A 23,919-nucleotide genomic window follows, 5' to 3' on the forward strand; every position below is an offset into this window, starting at 1 on the left:
TCCTACCATTTATAAGTTAATGAAAGACCTGGTGCATAAACCAATGTTTTGAACGTACCATCTAATCCGGTTTCTTTATTCTTTTGCTGACGTGATTTAACGTCTTCAAAAAAGAATGATGCATTCAGTTCAAAATGTCTTGTTGGTGCATAACCCAAACCCGCACTTAAGATATAACGGTCAGCATCCGGTGCTTCCGGTGTAACATAACCATCCTGAACGGGAGAAAATGCATATCCCACTCCTGCACGTAATGCCAGTTTTTCTGAAGCCTGGTGATTAATACCCAATTTAAATGATGATCCGTCACGGTAATTTCTTTCTGAAGGTCTATCTGTTAACTGAGGTGTATTGATTGCATAATCAAACGTTAAATCCTGATAAATATGCCATTGTACCCAACTAGCATCGAAGGCCAGAACAGTATTTTTTGATAAAGGCACACCTATACCTAAAGACGTAGTAGAAGGTAATGGCAATTCAGCATTAAAAGTATTCCCTGCGGGAAATGCGCCCCTTAATGATTCAGGCACATCAAATGTTGCAGATCCTCCTTCTAACTTTGTAATTACCTTTGATTTATGAACGACAGCGAAGGTAATGTTACTTTGCGTTTTAATATATAAACCTGCATTCCATCCATAACCACTACCCGTGCCTTCTAATGTTGCATGACCAGATCTTCCGTCAGGATAATTTACGGGTAATGCCCTTTGCAGATTTACCTCTCCATGGTTATAAACAAACCCTGCTCCAATACCAATATTTTCTGTAATTTTTACACTTAATGTCGGCTGGAAATATATGGCCTTTAAATTCAAAGAGGTTAATGCATATCTTCCGGACCAATCGTTACCCCAATCGACCAAACCACCAAAAGGTGTATAAACGCCCAATCCTAATTTCCATTTATTGGACTTGGGACCCCATACAGCGTAAGCTTCGAAGGGAGGGGCAATTTTATTTTTAACGTTTTCCGTGATATTTGATCCTGTTTGTTTAAATGCCGATTTAAATAACAAAGGATTTACGCCGGCAGAAATAGAGTTCTTTTCCAGAAAAGAAACAGCCCCGGGATTATAAAAGACTGAAGCTTCATCTAAAGCCAATGCAGATCCTGCACCAGCCATACCAATCTGCTTTTGCCCTTGTAAGTTAACCTGGAAACCCTGTCCAAACACCCACAGCGGGACAGAAAGTACTACGCTCAATAAAATTTTTTTCATTTTTATATATGGTTATACACAAATATATATTATGCTGGCATAGCAAGCAAATATTTAGAATAAGAAATTATATTAAGCCTGCGCAGTTGGTCCGCCAAAGCCCATTGGAAATGGCGGCTCTTCCTGTGTTTTAATCCGGCCATTTATGGCTTCAAATTTTTGAATGTTATCATCAAGTGCACTTAATAATCTTTTAGCATGTTCAGGTGTTAAAATAATACGTGATTTCACCTTCGCTTTGGGAATACCCGGCATTACCCGGATAAAATCCAGTACAAATTCGGTATTAGAATGTGTGATGATAGCCAGATTAGAGAAAATACCTTCTGCAATTTCTTCTGATAGCTCTATATTTAGTTGGTTTTCGTTTTGTTGTTCTTCCATAATAGATCAAAAATAAAAAATTCCGCTACTTGATAGCGGAATTAAATGTAATATTAAAAATAAGTTCTTTTATAATTTATTTCATCATAAAATTAATGAAACCTATTACAGCACCAACAATAGCTAAAAATTGAATAAGTCCAACCAAGTAAATAAATTTTGAAAGCTCAGATTTTACCTGTAAAATATATTCTTTTGTATTTGCGATATCTTCCTTAGTAGCTAAGGTTTCTCTCTTATTATCAAATTCAGATCTAACTTCTTCCTTCACAAAAGAAACCAACTGTTCAGCTTCCTGTTCTCCAAGCTTAGCTTTTAAAAGCTGAAAGAGTTGAATTTCTGTTACGCTCATTATTTTATTTTGATATAAAAACAAAAAATCTATTCCAAACAAAAAAGTCCCCCACTTTTGGTGGAGGACTTGATTTAAAGTATTTAAATTTTAAGCTTCTACTTCTTCTTGTTTCGAAGCCAATAATTTATCGTATTCTTCCTGAGAACCCACGATGATTCTTTCGTAACCACGTACACCAGTACCTGAAGGGATTAAGTGACCAACGATCACATTTTCTTTCAAGCCTAACATATTATCGCGTTTACCTGCAATCGCCGCCTCATTTAGTACTTTCGTAGTTTCCTGGAACGAAGCCGCAGAAATGAACGATTTAGTACCCAATGAAGCTCTTGTAATACCCTGTAAGATAGAACTTGCTGTCGCTGGTCTTGCATCTCTAACCGTGATTTGTTTTAAATCCTTACGTTTCAATTGAGAATTTTCATCTCTTAATCTACGTAATGAAACAATCTGACCTGGTTTGAAATCGTTAGAATCACCTGCATCTTCCACAACTTTCTTGTCATACATCGCATCGTTTTCGTCAGCAAAATCCCAACGGTCAACGGCATTGTTTTCTAAGAAAATCGTATCACCCGGATCTTCAATGTGAACTTTTTGCATCATCTGGTGAACAATTACCTCGAAGTGCTTATCATTAATTTTTACCCCTTGTAAACGGTAAACCTCTTGAATACCATTTACTAAGTATTCCTGAACCGCTGCCGGACCTTTAATAGATAAGATATCCGCTGGAGAAATTGAACCATCAGATAAAGGCATACCCGCTTTCACAAAGTCATTATCCTGTACAAGGATGTGTTTAGACAATGGAACCAGGTATTTTTTAACTTCACCATCTTTAGATTCGATGGTAATCTCACGGTTACCACGTTTCACGCCACCTAAAGTTACCACACCATCAATCTCAGTTACTACAGCTGGGTTTGAAGGATTACGTGCTTCAAATAACTCTGTTACACGAGGCAAACCACCCGTAATATCCCTGGTTTTACCAGTAGCACGAGGAATCTTCGCGATAATCTGACCAGTTTGGATGCTTTCACCTTCATCAACTGAAACGTGAGCACCTACCGGAATGTTATAACCTTTAATAAATTCACCTTTCTTATCCACAATCTGAACAGAAGGGTTTTTAGTTTTATCACGGGTATCAATAATCACTTTTTCACGGTGACCAGTTTGCTCATCTGATTCTTCACGGAAGGTAACACCTTCAATAATGGCATCAAATTGTGCTTTACCGGCAAATTCTGAAAGAATAACCGCGTTGTACGGATCCCAAGAACAGATTTTGTCGCCTTTTGATAACTTATCTCCTTCTTTAACGAATAAGAATGCACCATAAGGAATGTTATTGGTTACAATGATACGTCCGGTTCCTGGTTCAACAATTTTGAACTCACCTGAACGACCCAATACCACCTGAACTGTACCATCTTCTGTTTGTGTATCAACAGTACGGATATTTTCGAATTCGATCACACCATCAAACTTAGCTACGATGTTTGATTCTGCCGCAATGTTAGATGCAGTACCACCCACGTGGAAAGTACGAAGTGTTAACTGTGTACCCGGCTCACCGATTGATTGTGCTGCAATTACACCAACTGCCTCACCTCTTTGAACGCGTTTACCAGATGCCAGGTTACGACCATAACATAATGCACAAACACCACGTTTTGCCTCGCAAGTTAATACTGAACGAATCTCAATACCTTCTAAAGGCGATTCTTCGATCAATTTAGCAACTTCCTCGTTTATATCTTCGCCCGCACCTACCAATAATGTATTATCCAGAGGATTATACACATCATGTAATGAAGTACGGCCTAAAATCCTGTCGTATAATGGCTCAACGATATCTTCCTGATCTTTTAAAGCAGTAGTATACATACCCCTTAAAGTACCACAATCGTTATCATTCACAATCATATCCTGTGCAACGTCATGTAAACGACGGGTTAAGTAACCCGCATCTGCCGTTTTTAATGCCGTATCTGCCAAACCTTTACGTGCACCGTGAGTAGAGATAAAATACTCTAATACCGATAAGCCTTCTTTAAAGTTTGATAAGATAGGGTTTTCAATGATATCACCACCTGATCCTGATTTCTGAGGCTTCGCCATCAAACCACGCATGCCGCAAAGCTGACGAATCTGCTCTTTCGAACCACGTGCACCTGAATCAAGCATCATGTAAACTGAGTTAAAACCTTGGTTATCGGATGATAACTGCGTCATAACAAAAGTAGTTAACCTGTTGTTGATACGGGTCCAGATATCGATAATCTGGTTGTAACGTTCGTTATTGGTAATGAAACCCATATTATAGTTGTTTCTTACCTCTTCAACTTCAGCAGCTGCCTGTTCTAACAAAGTATGTTTCTCAACCGGAATGTTTACGTCTTGTAAGTTGAACGATAAACCTCCCTGGAAAGCCATTTTGAAACCTAATTCTTTGATGTCATCAAGGAATTGAGAAGCACGGGCCATACCAGTCATTTTAACTACTTCACCGATAATATCTCTTAACGATTTTTTAGTTAATAACTCATTGATATAACCTACTTCTTCAGGAACCAATTGGTTAAATAATACCCTACCAACAGTAGTTTCAGTTAATTTATTAACGATGGAACCATCGTTTTGCTTCACATTTACTCTTACTTTAATGAAAGCATGCAGATCCAATTCTTTCTCATTATAAGCGATAATCACTTCTTCCGGAGAATAGAAATTTGAATCCTGACCTTTTACAACCCTGGTTTCATCTGTTCTGCGGCCTTTAGTAATATAATAAAGACCCAAAACCATATCCTGAGATGGTACTGTAATTGGCGTACCGTTTGCAGGATTCAAGATGTTATGTGCGGCCAACATTAATACCTGGGCTTCCAAAATTGCTGCATTACCTAACGGTAAGTGGACAGCCATCTGGTCACCATCAAAATCGGCGTTGAATGCGGTACACACTAACGGGTGTAACTGGATGGCTTTTCCTTCAATTAATTTTGGCTGGAAAGCCTGGATACCTAGCCTGTGTAGTGTAGGTGCACGGTTTAATAATACCGGGTGACCTTTTAATACATTTTCTAAAATATCCCAAACCAACGGATCTTTTCGATCAACGATTTTCTTGGCAGATTTAACTGTTTTTACCACACCACGCTCAATCATCTTGCGAATAATGAACGGTTTGTAAAGCTCGGCAGCCATATCTTTAGGGATACCGCACTCATGTAATTTTAGGCTAGGCCCTACAACAATTACAGAACGGGCTGAATAATCCACACGCTTACCTAATAAGTTCTGACGGAAACGACCTTGTTTACCTTTCAGGATATCTGAAAGTGATTTCAAAGCACGGTTACCTTCAGTTTTAACCGCATTAACTTTACGTGAGTTATCAAATAACGAATCTACAGCTTCCTGCAACATCCGTTTTTCGTTACGTAAAATTACCTCTGGTGCTTTAATCTCGATCAAACGTTTTAAACGGTTGTTACGGATAATTACACGACGGTATAAATCATTTAAATCTGAAGTAGCGAAACGACCACCTTCTAATGGAACTAATGGACGCAATTCTGGTGGAATAACCGGAACGATTTTAACAATCATCCACTCAGGGCGATTTTCGATACGGGTATTGGCACCACGGAAAGCTTCAACAACCTGCAGACGTTTTAAAGCCTCATTTTTACGTTGTTGAGAAGTTTCATTAGCAGCCTGGTGACGTAAATCGTAAGATAAGGTATCTAAGTTAATACGCTTCAATAAGTCTTCTAATGCTTCAGCACCCATTTTGGCGATGAATTTATTAGGATCTTTATCGTCTAAGTATTGGTTTTCTTTAGGTAATTTATCTAAGATATCTAAATATTCTTCCTCTGTTAAGAAGTCCATATAGTTGATCCCTTCTTCAGCCATTAAGCCTGACTGGATCACTACGTAACGCTCGTAATAGATAATTAAATCTAATTTTTTAGTAGGTAAACCTAATAAATAACCGATTTTGTTTGGTAACGAACGGAAATACCAGATGTGCGCAACAGGCACCACCAATGCGATGTGTCCCATACGCTCACGACGTACTTTCTTCTCTGTTACTTCAACACCACAACGATCACAAACAATACCTTTATAACGGATACGTTTGTATTTACCGCAATGACATTCGTAATCTTTTACCGGACCAAAAATACGCTCACAAAACAAACCATCACGTTCAGGTTTGTAAGTACGGTAGTTAATGGTTTCCGGTTTCAACACCTCACCGCTCGAGCGTTCCAGAATAATTTCCGGAGACGATAAGCTAATCGTGATTGATGTGAAATTGCTTTTTAATTTATTATCCTTTTTGTAAGACATATCTCTTTCTTTAATGATCGAAGGATTGAGTGATTGAATGATTGAATAACAGTTGCCCATCATTCAATCATTCACTCATTCTTTCATTCAATTAGTCTAACGTAATATCTAAACCTAAACCGCGTAACTCATGTACCAATACGTTAAACGATTCCGGTACACCTGGAGTTGGCAGGTTTTCACCTTTAACAATGGCTTCGTAAGTTTTGGCCCTTCCGATCACATCATCCGATTTAACGGTTAAGATCTCCTGAAGAATATTAGCAGCACCGAATGCCTCTAATGCCCAAACCTCCATCTCACCAAAACGCTGACCACCAAACTGAGCTTTACCACCCAATGGCTGTTGTGTAATTAATGAATATGGTCCGATTGAACGGGCGTGCATCTTATCATCAACCATGTGACCAAGTTTCAGCATATAAATAATACCTACTGTGGTCGTCTGATCGAAGCGCTCACCTGTTAAACCATTGTATAAGTAGGTTTTTCCGGAAGCCGGAACACCTGCTTTAGCGATCCACTCTTCTACTTCATCATGGGTTGCACCATCAAAAATCGGCGTAGCAAATTTCACACCCAATTCCTGACCAGCCCATGCCAGAATAGTTTCATAAATCTGACCCAAGTTCATACGTGAAGGTACACCCAGTGGGTTCAACACAATATCAACCGGTGTACCATCGGCCAAGAAAGGCATATCCTCATCACGTACAATACGTGCAACAATACCTTTGTTACCGTGGCGACCTGCCATCTTATCACCTACTTTTAATTTACGTTTCTTAGCCACATAAACTTTTGCCATCTGTACGATTCCTGAAGGAAGCTCATCACCTACACTGATCGCAAATTTATCGCGTTTGTAAGCGCCAAGTTCTTCATTCACACGGATACCGTAGTTGTGAAGCAACATTTTAATCATCTCGTTTTTGTCATCATCAGTAGTCCATTTGTTAGGGCTAATGTGTGCAAATTCAAGATCAGCTAAAATTTTCTGTGTAAATTTCGCGCCTTTAGCCACCAATAATTCTTTGTAAATGTTGAATACACCCTGTGAGGTTTTTCCATTTACAATGGTGAATAACTTGTCAACTAATTCTGCTTTTAACTTCTCAGTGATCTGATTATAATCTTTGTCTAATTTTTCAATCGCTGATTTCTCTTCCGCTTTTGTTGTTTTCTTAGCACGGCTGAATAATTTGGTATCAATTACTACACCCTGGATGGAAGGAGGCGTTTTTAAAGATGCATCTTTCACATCACCTGCTTTATCACCAAAGATTGCACGTAGTAATTTCTCTTCCGGTGAAGGATCAGATTCACCTTTCGGCGTAATCTTACCAATTAAAATGTCACCTTCTTTTACATCAGCACCAACACGGATGATACCATTTTCATCAAGGTCTTTTGTAGCCTCTTCAGAAACGTTCGGGATATCTGGTGTTAATTCCTCTTCTCCACGTTTAGTATCACGTACTTCTAATTCAAATTCTTCAATATGCAATGAAGTGAAAACGTCATCACGAACAATACGCTCATTGATTACAATCGCATCCTCAAAGTTGAAACCTTGCCAAGGCATGAAAGCCACTTTCAGGTTTCTACCTAATGCCAATTCACCATTTTCAGTGGCATATCCTTCGCAAAGCACTTGACCTTTAGTTACTTTCTGACCTTTCTTAACGATTGGTTTTAAGTTGATACAAGTATTCTGATTGGTTTTTTTGAACTTAATTAAACGGTAAGTTTTGCTATCACCTTCAAATGAAACCAAACGGTCATCTTCGTTACGCTCATATTTAATGGTGATTTCGTTAGCATCTACATATTCTACCACACCGTCGCCTTCTGCATTGATCAGCGTTCTAGAGTCACGGGCAACGCGACCTTCCAAACCTGTACCAACAATCGGTGCTTCAGGACGTAACAATGGTACGGCCTGACGTTGCATGTTCGATCCCATCAAAGCCCTGTTCGCATCATCATGTTCTAAGAACGGAATCAACGATGCAGCAATTGAAGTAATCTGGTTAGGCGCAACATCCATCAAGTCTAATTTCTCAGGCTCAATAATCGGGAAGTCACCCTCATAACGTGCTTTAACGCGTGGTGTAATGAAGTTACCTTTATCATCATATTCTGCATTCGCCTGAGCAATGGTTTTACCATCTTCATCTTCTGCAGATAAATAAATCACGTCTGAATCTACAACTACTTTACCATCTTCAACACGTTTGTATGGTGTTTCAATGAAACCTAGGTTATTGATTTTTGCATGCACACAAAGTGATGAAATCAAACCAATGTTTGGTCCCTCCGGTGTTTCAATTGTACATAAACGACCGTAGTGCGTGTAGTGAACGTCACGTACCTCGAAACCAGCTCTTTCACGTGATAAACCACCTGGGCCTAAAGCTGATAAACGACGTTTGTGTGTAATCTCTGCCAATGGATTCGTTTGATCCATGAACTGAGATAACTGATTGGTACCAAAGAAAGAGTTGATTACTGATGATAACGTACGGGCGTTAATCAAATCAGTTGGTGTAAACACCTCGTTATCGCGAATGTTCATCCGCTCACGGATGGTTCTGGCCATACGGGCTAAACCAACACCGAACTGTGCGTACAACTGCTCACCTACCGTACGTACACGACGGTTAGATAAGTGGTCAATATCATCCACTTCTTCTTTAGAGTTGATCAGTTTGATCAGGTATTTAACAATTGCGATAATATCCGCTTTTGTTAATACTTTTACATCATCAGGAGTATTCATTTTCAATTTACGGTTGATGCGGTAACGACCCACATCTCCTAAATCGTAACGTTTATCCGAGAAGAATAAACGGTCAATGATACCACGTGCAGTTTCCTCATCAGGTGGTTCTGCGTTACGCAAAGCACGATAGATGTTTTCTACAGCCTCTTTTTCTGAGTTTGATGTATCCTTTTGTAATGTATTATAAATAATGGTATAATCGGCCTGGCTGGCACCATCTTCCTTAGAAAGGATAATGGTTTTTACACCCGCTTCAATTACCATATCAATGTGTTCGTCTTCAAGAACGGTTTCTCTTTCGAGAATCACTTCATTACGGTCGATAGAAACTACCTCACCTGTATCTTCATCTACAAAATCTTCGACCCATTTCTTTAAAACTCTAGCAGCCAGTTTACGACCAATATATTTCTTTAAACCTGATTTACTAACTTTTACTTCGTCAGCAAGATCAAAAAGTTCTAAGATGTCTTTATCAGAATCGTAACCGATGGCACGTAATAAAGTGGTAACCGGGAATTTTTTCTTACGATCGATATAAGCATACATCACGTTATTTACGTCTGTAGCAAACTCGATCCATGAACCTTTAAAAGGAATTACACGCGCAGAATACAATTTGGTTCCGTTAGTGTGACGGCTTTGGCCGAAAAACACACCAGGAGAACGGTGTAATTGCGAAACGATTACACGTTCAGCACCGTTAATCACAAATGTACCTTTTGGTGTCATATACGGGATGGTACCTAAATATACATCCTGGATAATGGTTTCAAAGTCTTCATGTTCAACATCGTTACAAGAAAGCTTTAGCTTTGCTTTTAATGGAACATTGTAGGTTAATCCACGCTCAATACACTCGTGTATATCGTAACGTGGCGGATCAACAAAATAATCAAGAAATTCTAATACGAAGATATTTCTTGAATCTGTTATTGGAAAGTTCTCAGCAAACACTTTAAACAAACCTTCGCTAGAGCGATCGTCTGATGTGGTATCTATCTGGAAAAATTCTCTGAATGATTGCAATTGCACATCCAGAAAATCCGGATAGTCTATAATGTGCTTACTAGTTGCAAAATTTACTCTTTGTTCGACTGTCTTTGCCAATGGACTAAAAGATTTTAGTTTAAGAATAAACTATTTGCTTGGTTCGGGTTTGAAACATTCTCATTAACCAAACAAAATGAGGTGTTTATAAACAGGTAAAGACACCGACATTTTCAGTCGGTGTCTAATACATTTTTAGCTAAGCTAAATTAAGTGATTACTTAATTTCAACTACTGCTCCAGCTTCTTCTAATTGTTTTTTAAGCGCTTCTGCTTCGTCTTTAGTAACACCAGCTTTTAATTCTTTTGGTGCGCCATCAACTAAGTCTTTTGCTTCTTTCAAACCAAGGCCAGTTAAGTCTTTTACAAGTTTAACAACTGCTAATTTAGCGCCACCAGCTTCTTTTAAGATAACATCAAAAGATGTTTTTTCTGCAGCAGCAGCAGGTGCATCACCACCAGCAGCAGGACCAGCAACTACAGCAGCAGCTGCAGGCTCGATACCATACTCGTCTTTTAAGATTTGAGCTAATTCGTTAACTTCTTTAACGGTTAAGTTTACTAATTGCTCAGCAAACGATTTTAAATCTGCCATTTTATTAAGATTTTAAATTTTTACGTAAAATAATTTTGTTTTATTTGCGAACTTAAGGTGTTCGTTAACCTTCTCTTTCCTGAAGAGTTTTAACAATTCCTGCAATTTTGCCTCCACTTGATTTAAGCGCAGATACAACATTTTTCGCTGGTGATTGCAATAATCCAATGATATCGCCAATAAGCTCTTCTCTCGATTTTAAGCTTACTAAGTTATTCAACTGGTCATCGCCAACGTATACTGATGAATCTATAAATGCTGCTTTAAGCAATGGTTTATCAGATGTTCTCCTCAAAGCTTTAATCAACTTAGCCGGAGCGTTTGCTGTTTTTGAGAATAATAATGATGATGAACCTTTAAGGGCTTCGTATATCTCAGAAGCATCGCCATCTAAACCTTCAATCGCTTTGCGGATTAAAGAGTTCTTGGCAACTTTCATGATGATATCATCTTCAAAACATTTGCGGCGGATGTTATTAATCTGCTCAACAGAAAGGCTAGAGGTATCAGCAATATAGAAATTGCCATACTCTTGCATTTGTCCTTGTAGTTCTAAAACTACTTCGTTTTTTTCTTCTCTGTTCATGATTAAATCCCCGCTACTGATTTAGTTTCAATTGCAATTCCAGGACTCATTGTAGAAGACACGTGAATGCTTTTAAAATAAGTTCCTTTTGCAGCAGATGGTTTTAATTTAGAGATCACCTGAATAATTTCAAGCGCATTCTCATAAATTTTGTCTGCTGGGAATGATACTTTTCCTATCGAGGCGTGTATGATACCCGTTTTGTCTACTTTAAAATCAATCTTACCTGCTTTAACTTCAGTTACAGCTTTACCAACATCGTTAGTTACTGTACCTGATTTTGGATTAGGCATTAAGTTCCTTGGACCTAAAACACGGCCCAATTTACCTACCTTAGCCATACAAGCTGGTGTCGTGATAATAATGTCTACATCGGTCCAACCACCTTCAATTTTAGCTACATACTCGTCTAAACCTACGAAGTCTGCGCCAGCTGCTTTTGCTTCTTCTTCCTTATCAGGAGTTACCAAAGCTAAAACACGTACAGTTTTACCTGTTCCGTGTGGTAAAGTAGCAATCCCACGTACCATTTGATTGGCTTTACGCGGATCTACACCTAAAGATACATCAATATCTACTGATGCATCGAACTTAGTGGTAGTGATTTCTTTTACCAAAGCAGCAGCAGCCTGTAAAGTATAAGCTTTACCAGCTTCTATCTTAGCATGTGCCTTTTTTTGATTTTTAGTTAATTTCGCCACTGTTGTAAACTGTTTTTTAATTAATTGTTCCAGGGTGCGTCACCAGAAACGGTGATTCCCATACTGCGTGCTGTTCCAGCAACCATACTCATTGCAGATTCGATTGTAAATGCATTTAAATCAGGCATTTTATCTTCAGCAATAACTTTAATCTGGTCCCAGGTCACCGACCCAACTTTCTTACGGTTAGGCTCAGCAGAACCACTCTGTAATTTAGTAGCATCTTTTAACTGGATAGCTACCGGAGGGGTTTTGATGATGAAATCGAATGACTTATCAGCATAAACAGTAATTACAACTGGCAATACTTTACCTGCTTTATCTTGGGTACGAGCGTTGTACTGTTTGCAAAACTCCATAATGTTCACCCCTTTAGCACCTAATGCAGGCCCTACTGGTGGCGATGGATTTGCCGCTCCGCCTTTGATCTGTAATTTGATCATTGCACTGACTTCTTTTGCCATTTTGTGTTTTTTGTTTATTTAAAACTCAATGTTAAATATTGGAAGCATGTAACATTTAATTCCTTCGAGCTCCTATAAAGCTTAAAGGACTGCAAAGATATGGATAATCTTGCAGTCCTACAATAGATTAAGTAAAATAATATTTTAATTCTTAGATAGTTCTTTCATTTATTCCAATAACCTCAAAACCACTGTCTTCCTTCTTTTTTATTCTCAATTGAAAATCGTGTCCTGTTGATCTGAAAATAATCTCCATGTATATTAACCCATTCTTAAGTTCTAATTGTATCACCTCTGTAAATGGAATAGGGTTATAAATACTTTTTCTACTTAAAATATCCATGATTTTAGTACCCTCAGGCAGCATGACACACTCTTTTCCATTGACTACTATTTTAACATCTTTATTAAATCCTTTAGGTTGAATAAGTTGTAAAGGCTGACTATAATATTCTTTTGGTAAGACATTCTGTTTTAAAATGTGATTTAGTGCTACATTTAGTATTAAAACTGAATCTCTATTATTTATGCTTTTCGTTTCATACCTCTTACATGAACAGTAAAGAATTATGGTTATTAGACAAAAACAAATATCTAATATGATTATTTTTCTCATTTTTTATAAAGTCTAAATCTATAATTATAAGGAGCCGCTCCATCGTTTTCAATTATTAAACCAAAAGCAGACTGTTCAAAGCCATAACCATATTCATAATTGCGATCTAATCCATTCGCAGCACGCGACTGATGCACAAATTCATGCAAAGCAGTAACTGCAAGTAAAAAACCTGTCGCTTCCTGTGTTTCAAGTAAATTAGCAGTTTCTAAACCTCTTACCCAACTTGCATCAATATTTATCACATCAGGATTTTCTGCTCTATCAAAATAACCATATTTCCCTGTCAATTCTTTAACAGTAATTGTTGGGCCTTGACCAAATTTTACTTTTTCTAATATTTGTTCCCGATTATAGCCTGACCACTTTATTAAAGCATCCATAACTTTTTTATCATTAGCTACAAAACTTTCTAGTCTCTTTATTAAATCAGTAAATTTAGGATATTTATCCTGTGTTGATTTATCTATAATAAAATTACCTACACTACTTGTATTACCTGTACCTCCTCCTGGCCCAGGAGGTACTACGGGAAATGGATTCCAAGTGGGATCAGGATTTCCAGGGGCAGTTATAATTACATCATTTAAAGGAATTCCATTATGACAGTTATTACAGTAAGAAATTCCTTCCCAACCGCCTAAACTAATCTTATTATCACGAATACCTCCGTTCAATGACATTAGTCTACCATTTTTACCCGAAACATTAAATGTAGAGATTCCAAACTTGCCTGTCGAGTAAATCTGGACTAAACTATCTGGCCTAGTTTTTATTATTCCAACAATATTATCATAATTGAGTATAGCCGTAGCAATACGAACAAAAGCACTTATATTATTATCTGAATCAACACTGTAATAATAATATGAATTTACTCCAATACTTTCATTATTAAATGAAAATATATAAATTTTGCTGTAAGCATTTTCTACTAACCGGTAATTGTTCCAGTCTACAATTGCTAAATAATCTTTTCTGTGATGCAAATTTTTAAATTCCTTTAAAAATTTTGCTTTTGAATTTCTGATAATTTCTTGTTTATAATTTTCATCTTTTTTACATCCATAAAAAGCAAAACAAATTATAATTAAAACTATTCTAAAGCTTAAATAATGTCTATGCATATTTTTCTTTTAAAATTATCATTTTTATTTAATCTAAATAAAAATAAATAACTCTAATTACATAAAAAAACCTCCGAAAATAAATCCGGAGGTTTAATTTTTTTATATCGTAAATCTTATTATTCTTTTTCTACCTGCATATAGTTAAGTTCCAGTGGCGTTTTACGACCAAAAATCTTAACCATCACTTTTAATTTTTTCTTCTCTTCGTTCACTTCTTCAATCACACCAGAGAAACCGTTAAATGGTCCATCCATAACTTTAATACCTTCACCAACATAATAAGGAACATTCATGGTTTCACCCTGTTCGCTCATTTCATCAACCACCCCTAAAATACGGTTTACTTCTGCCTGGCGCATTGGGATTGGGTTACCAGCTTTATCACCTAAGAAACCAATCACACTATTAATCCCTTTAATGATGTGCTCTAACTCCCCATCTAATGTTGCTTCGATTAAAACATAACCAGGATAAAAGTTACGTTCTTTAGCAATCTTTTTACCATCCTTCATCTGGTAATATTTCTCCATAGGGATTAACACCTGTGGAACCAAATGAGAGAAACCTAAACGGCTGATCTCAGCATCAATGTATTGTTTTACCTTCTTTTCTTTACCGCTAACCGCCCTTACAACGTACCACTTTAGATCGCTCATTAGTAAATATTAATTAGAAAGTGATTTATAAAAAGTATCTAACACAAAGGTAGATCCCTTATCCATTGCAAAAATAACCAATGCAATGATTAGAGAAGCTACTAAAACAAGAATCGCAGAGCTTTGCAACTCGCCCCAGGTAGGCCATGTAACCTTACTGGTCATTTCATCGTATGATTCTTTTATAAACTCAACTACTTTAGCCATATCAAATTATTGAATGAGAGAATGAGTAAATGAGTGAATGATATTGTCTTGAAAGCTGTCCTTCAAATTCAATCATTCACTCATTCTAGAACTCAATCATTATGTTAAGCACGGGAACAAGGATTCGAACCCTGATCAAAGGTTTTGGAGACCTCTATTCTACCGTTGAACTATTCCCGTGTGTATAAAAAAGAGCTAGCCTTAACTAGCTCTTTTTATATTATTGTTAGCTTAAATTAAGCTAAGATTTCAGTTACCTGACCAGCACCTACTGTTCTACCACCTTCACGGATAGCGAAACGTAGACCTTTTTCCATTGCAATCGCGTTAATTAATTTAACTGTGATTGTAACGTTATCACCTGGCATTACCATTTCAGTTCCTTCAGCTAGTGAAATCTCACCAGTTACGTCTGTGGTACGGAAATAGAATTGAGGACGATATTTGTTGAAGAATGGCGTGTGACGACCACCTTCTGCTTTTGATAATACATAGATCTCAGCTTTGAAATCAGTGTGAGGAGTTACTGAACCTGGTTTACAGATTACCATACCACGACGGATATCAGTTTTCTCAATACCACGTAATAATAAACCTACGTTATCACCAGCTTCACCGTAATCTAAAATTTTACGGAACATCTCTACACCAGTTACGGTAGATTTTAAGTTCTCAGCACCCATACCTAAGATCTCAACCGGATCTCCGGAGTTGATTACACCACGCTCAATACGACCAGTAGCAACAGTACCACGACCAGTAATTGAGAATACATCTTCAACAGGCATTAAGAAAGGAAGATCAGTTAAACGTGGAGGAATTGGAATGTAGCTATCAACTGCAGCCATTAATTCCATAATTTTTTCCACCCATTTAGCATCACCGTTTAATCCACCTAATGCAGAACCTTGGATTACAGGAATATCATCTCCAGGGAAATCGTAGAATGATAATAATTCACGAACTTCCATTTCAACTAATTCTAATAATTCAGGATCATCAACCATATCCACTTTATTCATGAATACAACTAATGAAGGAACACCTACCTGACGAGCCAATAAGATGTGCTCGCGGGTTTGTGGCATTGGACCATCAGTAGCAGCAACAACGATAATTGCACCGTCCATTTGAGCAGCACCTGTAACCATGTTTTTCACGTAATCCGCGTGACCTGGACAGTCAACGTGTGCATAGTGACGGTTAGCTGTTGAATACTCAACGTGAGCTGTATTGATTGTAATACCTCTTTCTTTTTCCTCTGGAGCAGAGTCAATTGAATCGAATGAACGTGCCTCAGATAAACCTGCATCAGCCAAAACTTTTGTAATAGCTGCTGTTAAAGTTGTTTTACCGTGATCGACGTGACCGATTGTACCGATGTTTAAGTGCGGTTTACTGCGGTCAAATTTTTCTTTTGCCATTTTATTTATAACTAATTAGTAGGTTAACTTTTTATTATTTTTATTTATTGTTTTTCCAACACAAAAAACCTTGCCTCTTCTGTATCTTTAACAGATTTAACAAAGCTTTATTATACCTGAGCCAACTATGGGAATTGAACCCATGACCTCTTCCTTACCAAGGAAGTGCTCTACCGCTGAGCTAAGTCGGCTAATTTAGTTCCCAGTTTTCAGCCGTCAGTTACAGTAACTGCAAACCGCCAATTGCCAACTACTCAACTTATTTAAGAGCGGAAGACGAGGTTCGAACTCGCGACCTATAGCTTGGAAGGCTATCGCTCTACCAACTGAGCTACTTCCGCTTTTTCCAAATGCTTGTATGAGTGAATGTCTCCATGAAGAACGGCAAGCATTCTATCAATCTTTCAGTCAAAATTCAAACCTTTCGGTGTGGGGAGAGAAGGATTCGAACCTTCGAAATCTTGCGATAACAGAGTTACAGTCTGTCCCATTTGGCCGCTCTGGAATCTCCCCAACTTTATCTTAAAATGTAACACTTTAAAATAAAAAGAGCCTCCTATCGGAATCGAACCAATGACCTACTGATTACAAGTCAGTTGCTCTACCAGCTGAGCTAAGGAGGCTTTTAAATTTGTGCAATGATACGAAAAATCTTCATTTTTCATACTATTAACGTGTTTTTTTAAAAGTTTATCTTTTTAAAGAACTAACCCTTTTGTGATTGGCTTAACACCGTTTCCGAAAGGGAATGCAAATATACACACTTATATTTCAGTTCAAAATAAATTTGAAAAAAAATAGCGAACTTTTTAGTCCGCTATTTCTGTATTTTATGTTTTAAAGCAATACTTACTTAGTAATCAGATGCTTCGCTTTCACTTAAAATTGCTTTATGCTCACTTAATTTTGCTCGCGTTTTATCTTTGTGTTTCGTAATCTGCTTCCTCAACGACTCAATTGCCAAATCGGTAGCCTCTTCAAATGATTTACATTGTTCCTTAGCAAAGAGGGTCCCCCCCGGCACAATCAATTTAATCTCACTGATTTTATTGGCCTCGTCCTCTACATTCTCTAGCTTTAAATACACTTCTCCGCTAATAATCTGGTCAAAAAACTGATCCAGCTTGTTTGCTTTCTTCTGAATAAACGCTAACAACTTACTATCTGCACTGAAGTGGATTGATTGAACTCCGATTTTCATTTTTCCTCCTTTTTTTATGCCTTTGGATGGGCTTGTTTATAAATTGTTTTTAATCTTTCGATTGAATTGTGTGTGTAAACCTGGGTTGCAGCTAAACTGGCATGCCCCAAAAGTTCTTTAATGGCATTTAAATCTGCTCCTGCATTTAACAGAGAAGTGGCGTAACTGTGCCGCAGAACGTGTGGACTTCTTTTCTCATGGGTGGATATGTAGTTTAGGTATGAGGTTACAATGCGGTATATTAATTTTGAATAAGCCGCAGCTCCTGTATTGGTAACGATTAAGTTTGACAAATTGTTATCAAAATCCTGTAACTTTTTTTGTGCTATATAGGTATTTAACTGATTAATAAGCGGTTTATTTACAGGGATAATTCTTTCTTTATTCCGTTTACCCAACACTTTAATTGTACCTGTATAAACATCCACATCTGTTTCTTTCAGTGATAGGAGTTCAGACAAACGAATTCCCGTGCCAAAAAGTAGCTCTATCACAAGGTGATCCCTTAAAGAAGGAAAGCTTTCATCAAAATAATGTTCAGAGTCCAGCAGCTGATCCATTTTCTGCGCATCAACAAAAACAGGAAGCCGCTTTGGGATTTTCGGCGCTTTTAGCAGCAGCGTGGGATTTTGCTCCAGCTTCCCCTCCCTTACCAGAAACTTATAAAAACTTTTCAGGGCCGATATTTTTCTGTTAATGGTGGTTTCTGATCTCTTCTCTTCCATTAACTCCACCATGAAACTCCGGAGATGACTATATTTTATTTCAGGAACCGTTAACTGGTATGTGATGCTGACATAAGATTCAAACTGTTTGAGATCAGCCAGGTAGGAAGAAACGGTATGCTTGGAATAACGTTTCTCGTGGGTTAAATATGTAATAAAACTATCTATAAACATTCCACATCATTTAGGCCTATAAATATGAAGTTACAAATTGTTTTGATATAAAGAAATGATTAATGAATTGTTTAGATAAGATGATGAATAAGGACATAAAACAAAAAAAGCCTTTTGATGCAACATCAAAAGGCTCTTACAAAAATATCTTGAACAACTATGAAGTTGTGTCTTGATTCATATTCTGAATGTAAACAGCATGTTTAATTTCAGTACGACGAGCTACAGATTTCTTCTCGTATGCCTGACGGCTACGTAGTTCTCTTAACACACCAGTTTTTTCAAACTTTTTCTTGAAACGTTTAAGGGCTTTATCTAATGATTCGCCGTCTTTAATGTTGATAATGATCATAACGCTGAAATACCTCCTCTCGTGGTCTTTTAATTTCCCCTACCTATCGGGGTTGCAAATGTAAGTAATTATTTGATAATGAGGAAAATTTTTAATCACATTTTATTTCTTTTTAGCCAGTGATTTATTCCCTTGTTTCACTACATTTATTTATACATACATGATATATATGACAACAGGTAAAAAAGTGATCGTTATTGTTGGAGTTCTGCTGGTAATTGTAATTGCAGCCATTTGCTACTATCGCTATTTTTTCGTTTTTGGAGAAGGCGTGAAGGCAGGTGAGCTAAACTATGTAGTTAAAAAAGGTTACCTCTTTAAAACGTATGAAGGAAAACTCATCCAGAGCGGCATCCGGTCCAAACAGATGGGCACCCTTCAAAACAATGAATTTGAGTTCTCCATATCAAACGATGAAATCGCGAACCAGATGATGGCCAATAGCGGCAAGTTTTATGAACTGCACTATAAAGAATATAAAAACACATTGCCTTGGCGAGGTTTCAGTGTATATGTCGTTGATCGAATCATCTCATCCAAAGAGATGCCGCAATAGTCTTTAGTCTTTAGTCTTTAGTTCAAAACATGATGAAGGCAACCTGGTTTTAGAAAAACAAAAAATCCGGAGGTAATTAAACCGTCCGGATTAGGTATTATATATTTGGTCTTTTTAATAAGGTTAAGGCGCAAGGCTTAGGGATAAGGTTCACTATATGGCCCTAAACCTTCTACCTTCAAACCCTCTACCTCGATAATATCTCCCTGGCGATTACAATCTTCTGAATTTCTGACGTGCCCTCGCCTATCGTACATAATTTACTGTCGCGATAAAATTTCTCTACCGGAAAATCTTTTGTATAGCCGTAACCACCAAAAATCTGTACCGCCTCTGTTGCCACTCTTACCGAAACTTCTGAGGCAAAATATTTCGCCATCGCCGATTCCTTTGTCATGGGTAAATGCCTGTTCTTTAAATCTGCTGCCTGCCGGATCAATAACTCGGCTGCTTCAATCTCTGTAGCCATATCAGCAAGTTTAAAACTAATCGCCTGAAAGCTGGAGATCGGCTGACCAAATTGTTGACGTTGCTTGGAGTAATCTACGGCCGCATCAAAAGCACCTTTTGCAATTCCTAAAGCCAAGGCGGCAATCGAAATTCTTCCGCCATCTAAAACTTTCATGGCTTGTTTAAAACCTTCTCCCACATGACCTAAAAGATTGGCTTTAGGCACCCTGCAGTTATCGAAAATCATTTCTGTGGTTTCTGATGCCCGCATGCCCAGTTTATTTTCTTTTTTCCCGGCAGAAAAACCCGGTGTACCACGCTCCACTACAATGGCGGAAATTCCTTTTGAACTTCCCTGCTCACCCGTTCTCACCATCACCACCGCAATATCTCCGCTTTTTCCATGGGTAATCCAGTTTTTCGCACCATTTATAATGTAATCGTCACCATCTTCTACGGCAGTAGTCATCATTCGTAAGGCATCAGAACCCGTGTTGGCCTCGGTTAGCCCCCAGGCACCAATCCATTCAGCGGTAGCCAATTTTGGCAGCCACTTTTGTTTCTGTTCTTCATTTGCAAAAGCCATAATATGACCGGTACAAAGTGAATTATGTGCCGCCAATGATAAACCGATAGAACCACAAACCCTGGCCACCTCTACAATCACATCTACATATTCCTGGTAGCCCAAACCTGAACCACCGTATTCTTCCGGAACCAAAACGCCCATTAACCCTAAATCGCCAAGCTGTTTAAAAAGCGCTACGGGAAAGTGTTGCGCTTCATCCCATTCCATAATATTTGGGCGAATATTCTTCTCTGCAAAATCGCGAACCATCGCCTTCACACTTTGCTGCGTTTCTGTCTCTGAAAAATTAAAGCTTACACTCATTGAGTTTATATTTAAGTTAGTTTACAGCAATGATAAACAAATATCTGATGGTTAAATACCATTAAATATTTGTGCTGTTACATAATGAAATGGTATTTAGTACAATTTGTTTATTGATGAATTTTAAAGCTTGAAATTAAGCGGAAAAGTTTTTTTAATTATTTTACAACCCGGGCTAAATAAGCTGATAAATCCAGGGTTCAGGTAAATAAAATCTGAAACCTGCTTTTTGGTTTTACAGGATTTTAATCCCCAAAATTCAAAAAATTAAAAGGATAGATAAGGTGTGATCTGATCAATTACCTTTTGATTCAGAATCGCAATCTTTTTTAAATCGGAGATATCAGTATAGTCGCCATGTTGCTTTCGGTATTGAATGATGGCATTAATCTGCCTATAGGAAAGGTATGGATTTGTTTTTAAGTCATTAAATTGTGCTGTATTGATATTGACCACTTTTAAAGCAATACGGCTTAATGAAACCTGATCTTTAATTTCATTGTATTTAATAGAATCCAGGCCGTATATTTCCAGAAGCTGTTCCTTTTTATGGAAACCGCCCAATCGTTCCCGATACTTTAAAATCCGCGTGGCAAATACGCCACCGATACCTTTAATCTCATCCAGTTGGGCCGAATCAGCCGTATTGATATCAATAGTTTGTAATGGCTTTTTCACGTATGCCTTTCTTTCGTCAACCATATTCTTTTGCAAATCAGCGACAGCATTTTTTTTTATCTGAACGAAGGGAAGGAGTTTGGCATATCGCTCCGGCGAAATGACATACATTTTCTGTAAATCTTCCGGTTTGTAAAACTTCCCGCCCTTTTGGGTATAATTAACAATAGATTTCGCCTGTTTCAGCGACAAACCTAAGCTTTGCCAACCATCCGTACTTAGTGTATTCGGATCAAAATTAAAGAGGTTTTCCTTTCGTTTTTTCCATTCAACGCCATTCGCATATTTACCGGCATCAATTTTTTTGTCTTCGGTTAGTTTAATTTTCTGAAGCTGTGCAAGCAGGCCGGGATGATCTTTTTCAACCGGTTTAAAATAATCATATATATAAGGTATGCTTTTAATAAGGCATAAAATTAACAGCAAAAAAAGCAATCCGTTAAATTCGCTTTTACTAAAACCGAAATACTTATTCAGCCAAATTCTCATGATGATTGATGTTATGACATTTTTATTTGAATATAAATCTTATTTTTGGGATCGCAAAACAATTTGGATTTTGCCTGTCAACTACCTATATTTTATATGAAGATCATAACTACATCTGAGTTTGCCAAAGCAACTAAGATCGATAAGCTCGGTGTGCCGGGTTTAGCAGGCTTAATGATGGAACTCATGAAACTGAATGACATTAACGATGTTTTTGCTCAAAATCAACATTTTAAAGGACTAGAATTTGTAGATAAAATATTGGAAACTATTGGTGTGGCCATTGAGTTTGATGAAGATGACTTAAACTGCATTCCAAAAACAGGACCATTTATTGCCATTGCCAATCACCCTTATGGCGGTGTGGAAGGGCTTGCACTCGTTAAATTGTTATGTACCGTTCGGCCTGATGCAAAGGTTATGGTTAATTTTATTTTAAAAAAGATCCCTAATCTCGATGAATTTTTCGTTGCAGTTAATCCTTTCGAAAATGTACAGCATTCATCAAGTATCAGCGGACTAAAAACCACTTTTGATTTACTGAGAAGCGGCACACCAATCGGCATTTTTCCTGCCGGCGAAGTATCAACTTTTAAACTGGATGCCCAGCAGGTTACCGATAGAATGTGGCATCCTGTGGTTGGAAAACTGATTGCGAAAGCAAAGGTTCCGGTTGTTCCCATCTATTTTCATGGCAATAACGGTGTCCTATTTAATATCCTGAGTTTCATTCATCCTACTTTAAGAACAGCGAAGCTCCCATCAGAATTTTTAAATAAACAAGGTTTAACCATTAAGGTAAGAATCGGAAAACCAATTGCGCCGGCTGAAGTATCACATATGAACAGCAGCAATAAGTTGATGGATTTTTTAAGGGCCCGTACTTATGCACTGGGCATCGGGTTAGATACAGAAAAGAAACTTTTTAATCCGCTCAACCTTTTTAAAATTAGAAAGAAACCTGCTGAAGTGATCGAAGAAACTTCCAGGGTTTTAATTAAAGCCGAAGTGGAAACACTTGAGGATTTTAAAGTATGGACTGAAAAAAATTATGAAGTTTATATTGTGCCTACACTTAAAATCCCCAATATTTTAAGGGAAATCGGGCGTTTAAGGGAAATTACTTTCCGCGAAGTTGGAGAAGGGACAAACAAAAAAATAGATCTCGATAACTATGATATCTATTACAATCACTTATTTATCTGGGACCGCGATTTAGAAAATATTGTTGGTGCCTATCGTATTGGCAAAGGCGATGAGATTTTAGAAAGCATGGGTCGCCGGGGTTTTTACCTTTCTGAGCTTTTTAAAATAAAAGATCAGTTTTATCCCATGCTGAAACAGGGTATTGAACTGGGCAGATCCTGGATCAGAAAAGAATACCAGGGCAAACCCCTGCCCCTCTTTTTGTTATGGAAGGGGATTTTAAAATACCTGCTGGATAATCCGCAATACCGTTATATGTTTGGTCCGGTAAGTATCAGCAACAACTTTTCTAAATTTAGTAAAGCTTTGATTGTGGATTACATTACTAAAAATCATTTCGATTATGAAATGGCCAAATATGTAAAACCCAGGAATAAATTTAAAGCAGATCTTTTACCTATTTCTACAGACACTTTGGTGGATAGCAGCGAATCTTTTAAAGACCTGGATAGTATAATTGGCGACATTGAAAATTCACACATTAAAATTCCGGTTTTGTTAAGGCAATACATGAATTTAAATGCAAAAATTATCTCCTTTAATATTGATCCTAAATTTTCAGATTGTTTAGATGGCTTCCTGGTGGTTGATACACATAACATCCCACCCGAGATGATTGAAAAGCTTGGAAAGAATTTATAAA

Annotated in this window: 21 protein-coding genes and 5 tRNA genes; 2 read left to right on the forward strand and 24 right to left on the reverse strand. The window is 37.6% G+C overall.

Features of this window, described 5'->3' with window-relative positions:
* Nucleotides 1-2: 2 nt before the first annotated feature.
* From OQX64_RS10540 to rpsU, 22 genes are all read right to left on the reverse strand, one after another.
* Nucleotides 3-1,226 carry an OmpP1/FadL family transporter gene (locus tag OQX64_RS10540; RefSeq protein WP_265818749.1) on the reverse strand — a complete coding sequence of 408 codons (1,224 nt, stop codon included), beginning with the start codon at nucleotides 1,224-1,226 and terminating at the stop codon, nucleotides 3-5.
* A 72-nt stretch (nucleotides 1,227-1,298) separates the two neighbouring features.
* Nucleotides 1,299-1,610, reverse strand: a complete 312-nt coding sequence (locus OQX64_RS10545) for a DUF3467 domain-containing protein (protein WP_029283255.1) — start codon at nucleotides 1,608-1,610, stop codon at nucleotides 1,299-1,301.
* 76 nt (nucleotides 1,611-1,686) lie between these two features.
* Nucleotides 1,687-1,962 carry a hypothetical protein gene (locus OQX64_RS10550; RefSeq protein ID WP_265818750.1) on the reverse strand — a complete coding sequence of 92 codons (276 nt, stop codon included), beginning with the start codon at nucleotides 1,960-1,962 and terminating at the stop codon, nucleotides 1,687-1,689.
* A gap of 90 nt (nucleotides 1,963-2,052) precedes the next feature.
* Complete coding sequence (gene rpoC / locus OQX64_RS10555) at nucleotides 2,053-6,339, reverse strand: DNA-directed RNA polymerase subunit beta' (RefSeq protein ID WP_088302958.1); 4,287 nt, start codon at nucleotides 6,337-6,339, stop codon at nucleotides 2,053-2,055.
* 91 nt (nucleotides 6,340-6,430) lie between these two features.
* The gene (gene rpoB, locus OQX64_RS10560; RefSeq protein WP_088302928.1) at nucleotides 6,431-10,234 is read right to left on the reverse strand and encodes a DNA-directed RNA polymerase subunit beta; all 3,804 of its coding nucleotides are present in this window, start codon (nucleotides 10,232-10,234) and stop codon (nucleotides 6,431-6,433) included.
* 157 nt (nucleotides 10,235-10,391) lie between these two features.
* On the reverse strand, nucleotides 10,392-10,769 hold the full coding sequence (gene rplL, locus OQX64_RS10565) for a 50S ribosomal protein L7/L12 (RefSeq protein ID WP_029279312.1): 378 nt from the start codon (nucleotides 10,767-10,769) through the stop codon (nucleotides 10,392-10,394).
* 64 nt (nucleotides 10,770-10,833) lie between these two features.
* Nucleotides 10,834-11,355 carry a 50S ribosomal protein L10 gene (gene rplJ, locus OQX64_RS10570; RefSeq protein ID WP_088302929.1) on the reverse strand — a complete coding sequence of 174 codons (522 nt, stop codon included), beginning with the start codon at nucleotides 11,353-11,355 and terminating at the stop codon, nucleotides 10,834-10,836.
* A gap of 2 nt (nucleotides 11,356-11,357) precedes the next feature.
* Complete coding sequence (rplA, locus tag OQX64_RS10575; protein ID WP_029283242.1) at nucleotides 11,358-12,056, reverse strand: 50S ribosomal protein L1; 699 nt, start codon at nucleotides 12,054-12,056, stop codon at nucleotides 11,358-11,360.
* Nucleotides 12,057-12,076: 20 nt separating this feature from the next.
* On the reverse strand, nucleotides 12,077-12,520 hold the full coding sequence (gene rplK / locus OQX64_RS10580) for a 50S ribosomal protein L11 (protein WP_010601094.1): 444 nt from the start codon (nucleotides 12,518-12,520) through the stop codon (nucleotides 12,077-12,079).
* Between the two features lie 151 nt (nucleotides 12,521-12,671).
* On the reverse strand, nucleotides 12,672-13,136 hold the full coding sequence (locus OQX64_RS10585) for a hypothetical protein (RefSeq protein WP_088302930.1): 465 nt from the start codon (nucleotides 13,134-13,136) through the stop codon (nucleotides 12,672-12,674).
* Nucleotides 13,133-14,263, reverse strand: a complete 1,131-nt coding sequence (locus OQX64_RS10590) for a hypothetical protein (RefSeq protein ID WP_265818751.1) — start codon at nucleotides 14,261-14,263, stop codon at nucleotides 13,133-13,135. Before OQX64_RS10590 ends, OQX64_RS10585 begins: the two co-directional genes overlap by 4 nt.
* A 119-nt stretch (nucleotides 14,264-14,382) precedes the next feature.
* The gene (gene nusG / locus OQX64_RS10595; RefSeq protein ID WP_029283241.1) at nucleotides 14,383-14,922 is read right to left on the reverse strand and encodes a transcription termination/antitermination protein NusG; all 540 of its coding nucleotides are present in this window, start codon (nucleotides 14,920-14,922) and stop codon (nucleotides 14,383-14,385) included.
* 9 nt (nucleotides 14,923-14,931) lie between these two features.
* Nucleotides 14,932-15,129, reverse strand: coding sequence for a preprotein translocase subunit SecE (secE, locus tag OQX64_RS10600; protein ID WP_010601092.1), 198 nt, complete (start codon nucleotides 15,127-15,129; stop codon nucleotides 14,932-14,934).
* Nucleotides 15,130-15,238: 109 nt separating this feature from the next.
* Nucleotides 15,239-15,309 (reverse strand) — tRNA-Trp (locus tag OQX64_RS10605).
* Nucleotides 15,310-15,365: 56 nt separating this feature from the next.
* Nucleotides 15,366-16,553: an elongation factor Tu gene (gene tuf, locus OQX64_RS10610; protein WP_029283239.1), complete on the reverse strand. Its 1,188-nt coding sequence runs from the start codon at nucleotides 16,551-16,553 to the stop codon at nucleotides 15,366-15,368.
* 119 nt (nucleotides 16,554-16,672) lie between these two features.
* A tRNA-Thr gene (locus tag OQX64_RS10615) sits at nucleotides 16,673-16,744 on the reverse strand.
* A 77-nt stretch (nucleotides 16,745-16,821) separates the two neighbouring features.
* A tRNA-Gly gene (locus tag OQX64_RS10620) sits at nucleotides 16,822-16,894 on the reverse strand.
* A gap of 89 nt (nucleotides 16,895-16,983) precedes the next feature.
* A tRNA-Tyr gene (locus OQX64_RS10625) sits at nucleotides 16,984-17,066 on the reverse strand.
* Between the two features lie 37 nt (nucleotides 17,067-17,103).
* Nucleotides 17,104-17,176 (reverse strand) — tRNA-Thr (locus OQX64_RS10630).
* A gap of 230 nt (nucleotides 17,177-17,406) precedes the next feature.
* Nucleotides 17,407-17,754 carry a ribosome hibernation-promoting factor, HPF/YfiA family gene (hpf, locus tag OQX64_RS10635; RefSeq protein ID WP_088302933.1) on the reverse strand — a complete coding sequence of 116 codons (348 nt, stop codon included), beginning with the start codon at nucleotides 17,752-17,754 and terminating at the stop codon, nucleotides 17,407-17,409.
* 14 nt (nucleotides 17,755-17,768) lie between these two features.
* Nucleotides 17,769-18,653: a tyrosine-type recombinase/integrase gene (locus OQX64_RS10640; protein ID WP_265818752.1), complete on the reverse strand. Its 885-nt coding sequence runs from the start codon at nucleotides 18,651-18,653 to the stop codon at nucleotides 17,769-17,771.
* Nucleotides 18,654-18,810: 157 nt separating this feature from the next.
* The gene (rpsU, locus tag OQX64_RS10645; RefSeq protein ID WP_010601088.1) at nucleotides 18,811-19,005 is read right to left on the reverse strand and encodes a 30S ribosomal protein S21; all 195 of its coding nucleotides are present in this window, start codon (nucleotides 19,003-19,005) and stop codon (nucleotides 18,811-18,813) included.
* 169 nt (nucleotides 19,006-19,174) lie between these two features.
* On the opposite strand from rpsU, the gene OQX64_RS10650 reads away from it, so the two are divergent.
* Nucleotides 19,175-19,561 carry a hypothetical protein gene (locus OQX64_RS10650; RefSeq protein WP_265818753.1) on the forward strand — a complete coding sequence of 129 codons (387 nt, stop codon included), beginning with the start codon at nucleotides 19,175-19,177 and terminating at the stop codon, nucleotides 19,559-19,561.
* A gap of 187 nt (nucleotides 19,562-19,748) precedes the next feature.
* On the opposite strand, the gene OQX64_RS10655 is transcribed toward OQX64_RS10650, so the two are convergent.
* Entirely contained in the window at nucleotides 19,749-20,903 is a 1,155-nt protein-coding gene (locus OQX64_RS10655) for an acyl-CoA dehydrogenase family protein (protein WP_088302936.1), read from the reverse strand.
* Between the two features lie 267 nt (nucleotides 20,904-21,170).
* Nucleotides 21,171-22,070, reverse strand: a complete 900-nt coding sequence (locus OQX64_RS10660; RefSeq protein ID WP_265818754.1) for a ComEA family DNA-binding protein — start codon at nucleotides 22,068-22,070, stop codon at nucleotides 21,171-21,173.
* Nucleotides 22,071-22,166: 96 nt separating this feature from the next.
* Between OQX64_RS10660 and OQX64_RS10665 the strand changes: the two genes are divergently transcribed.
* On the forward strand, nucleotides 22,167-23,918 hold the full coding sequence (locus tag OQX64_RS10665; protein ID WP_088302938.1) for a lysophospholipid acyltransferase family protein: 1,752 nt from the start codon (nucleotides 22,167-22,169) through the stop codon (nucleotides 23,916-23,918).
* Nucleotide 23,919 lies beyond the last annotated feature (1 nt).

The organism is Pedobacter sp. GR22-10 (genome assembly GCF_026239715.1).
Taxonomy (GTDB): domain Bacteria; phylum Bacteroidota; class Bacteroidia; order Sphingobacteriales; family Sphingobacteriaceae; genus Pedobacter.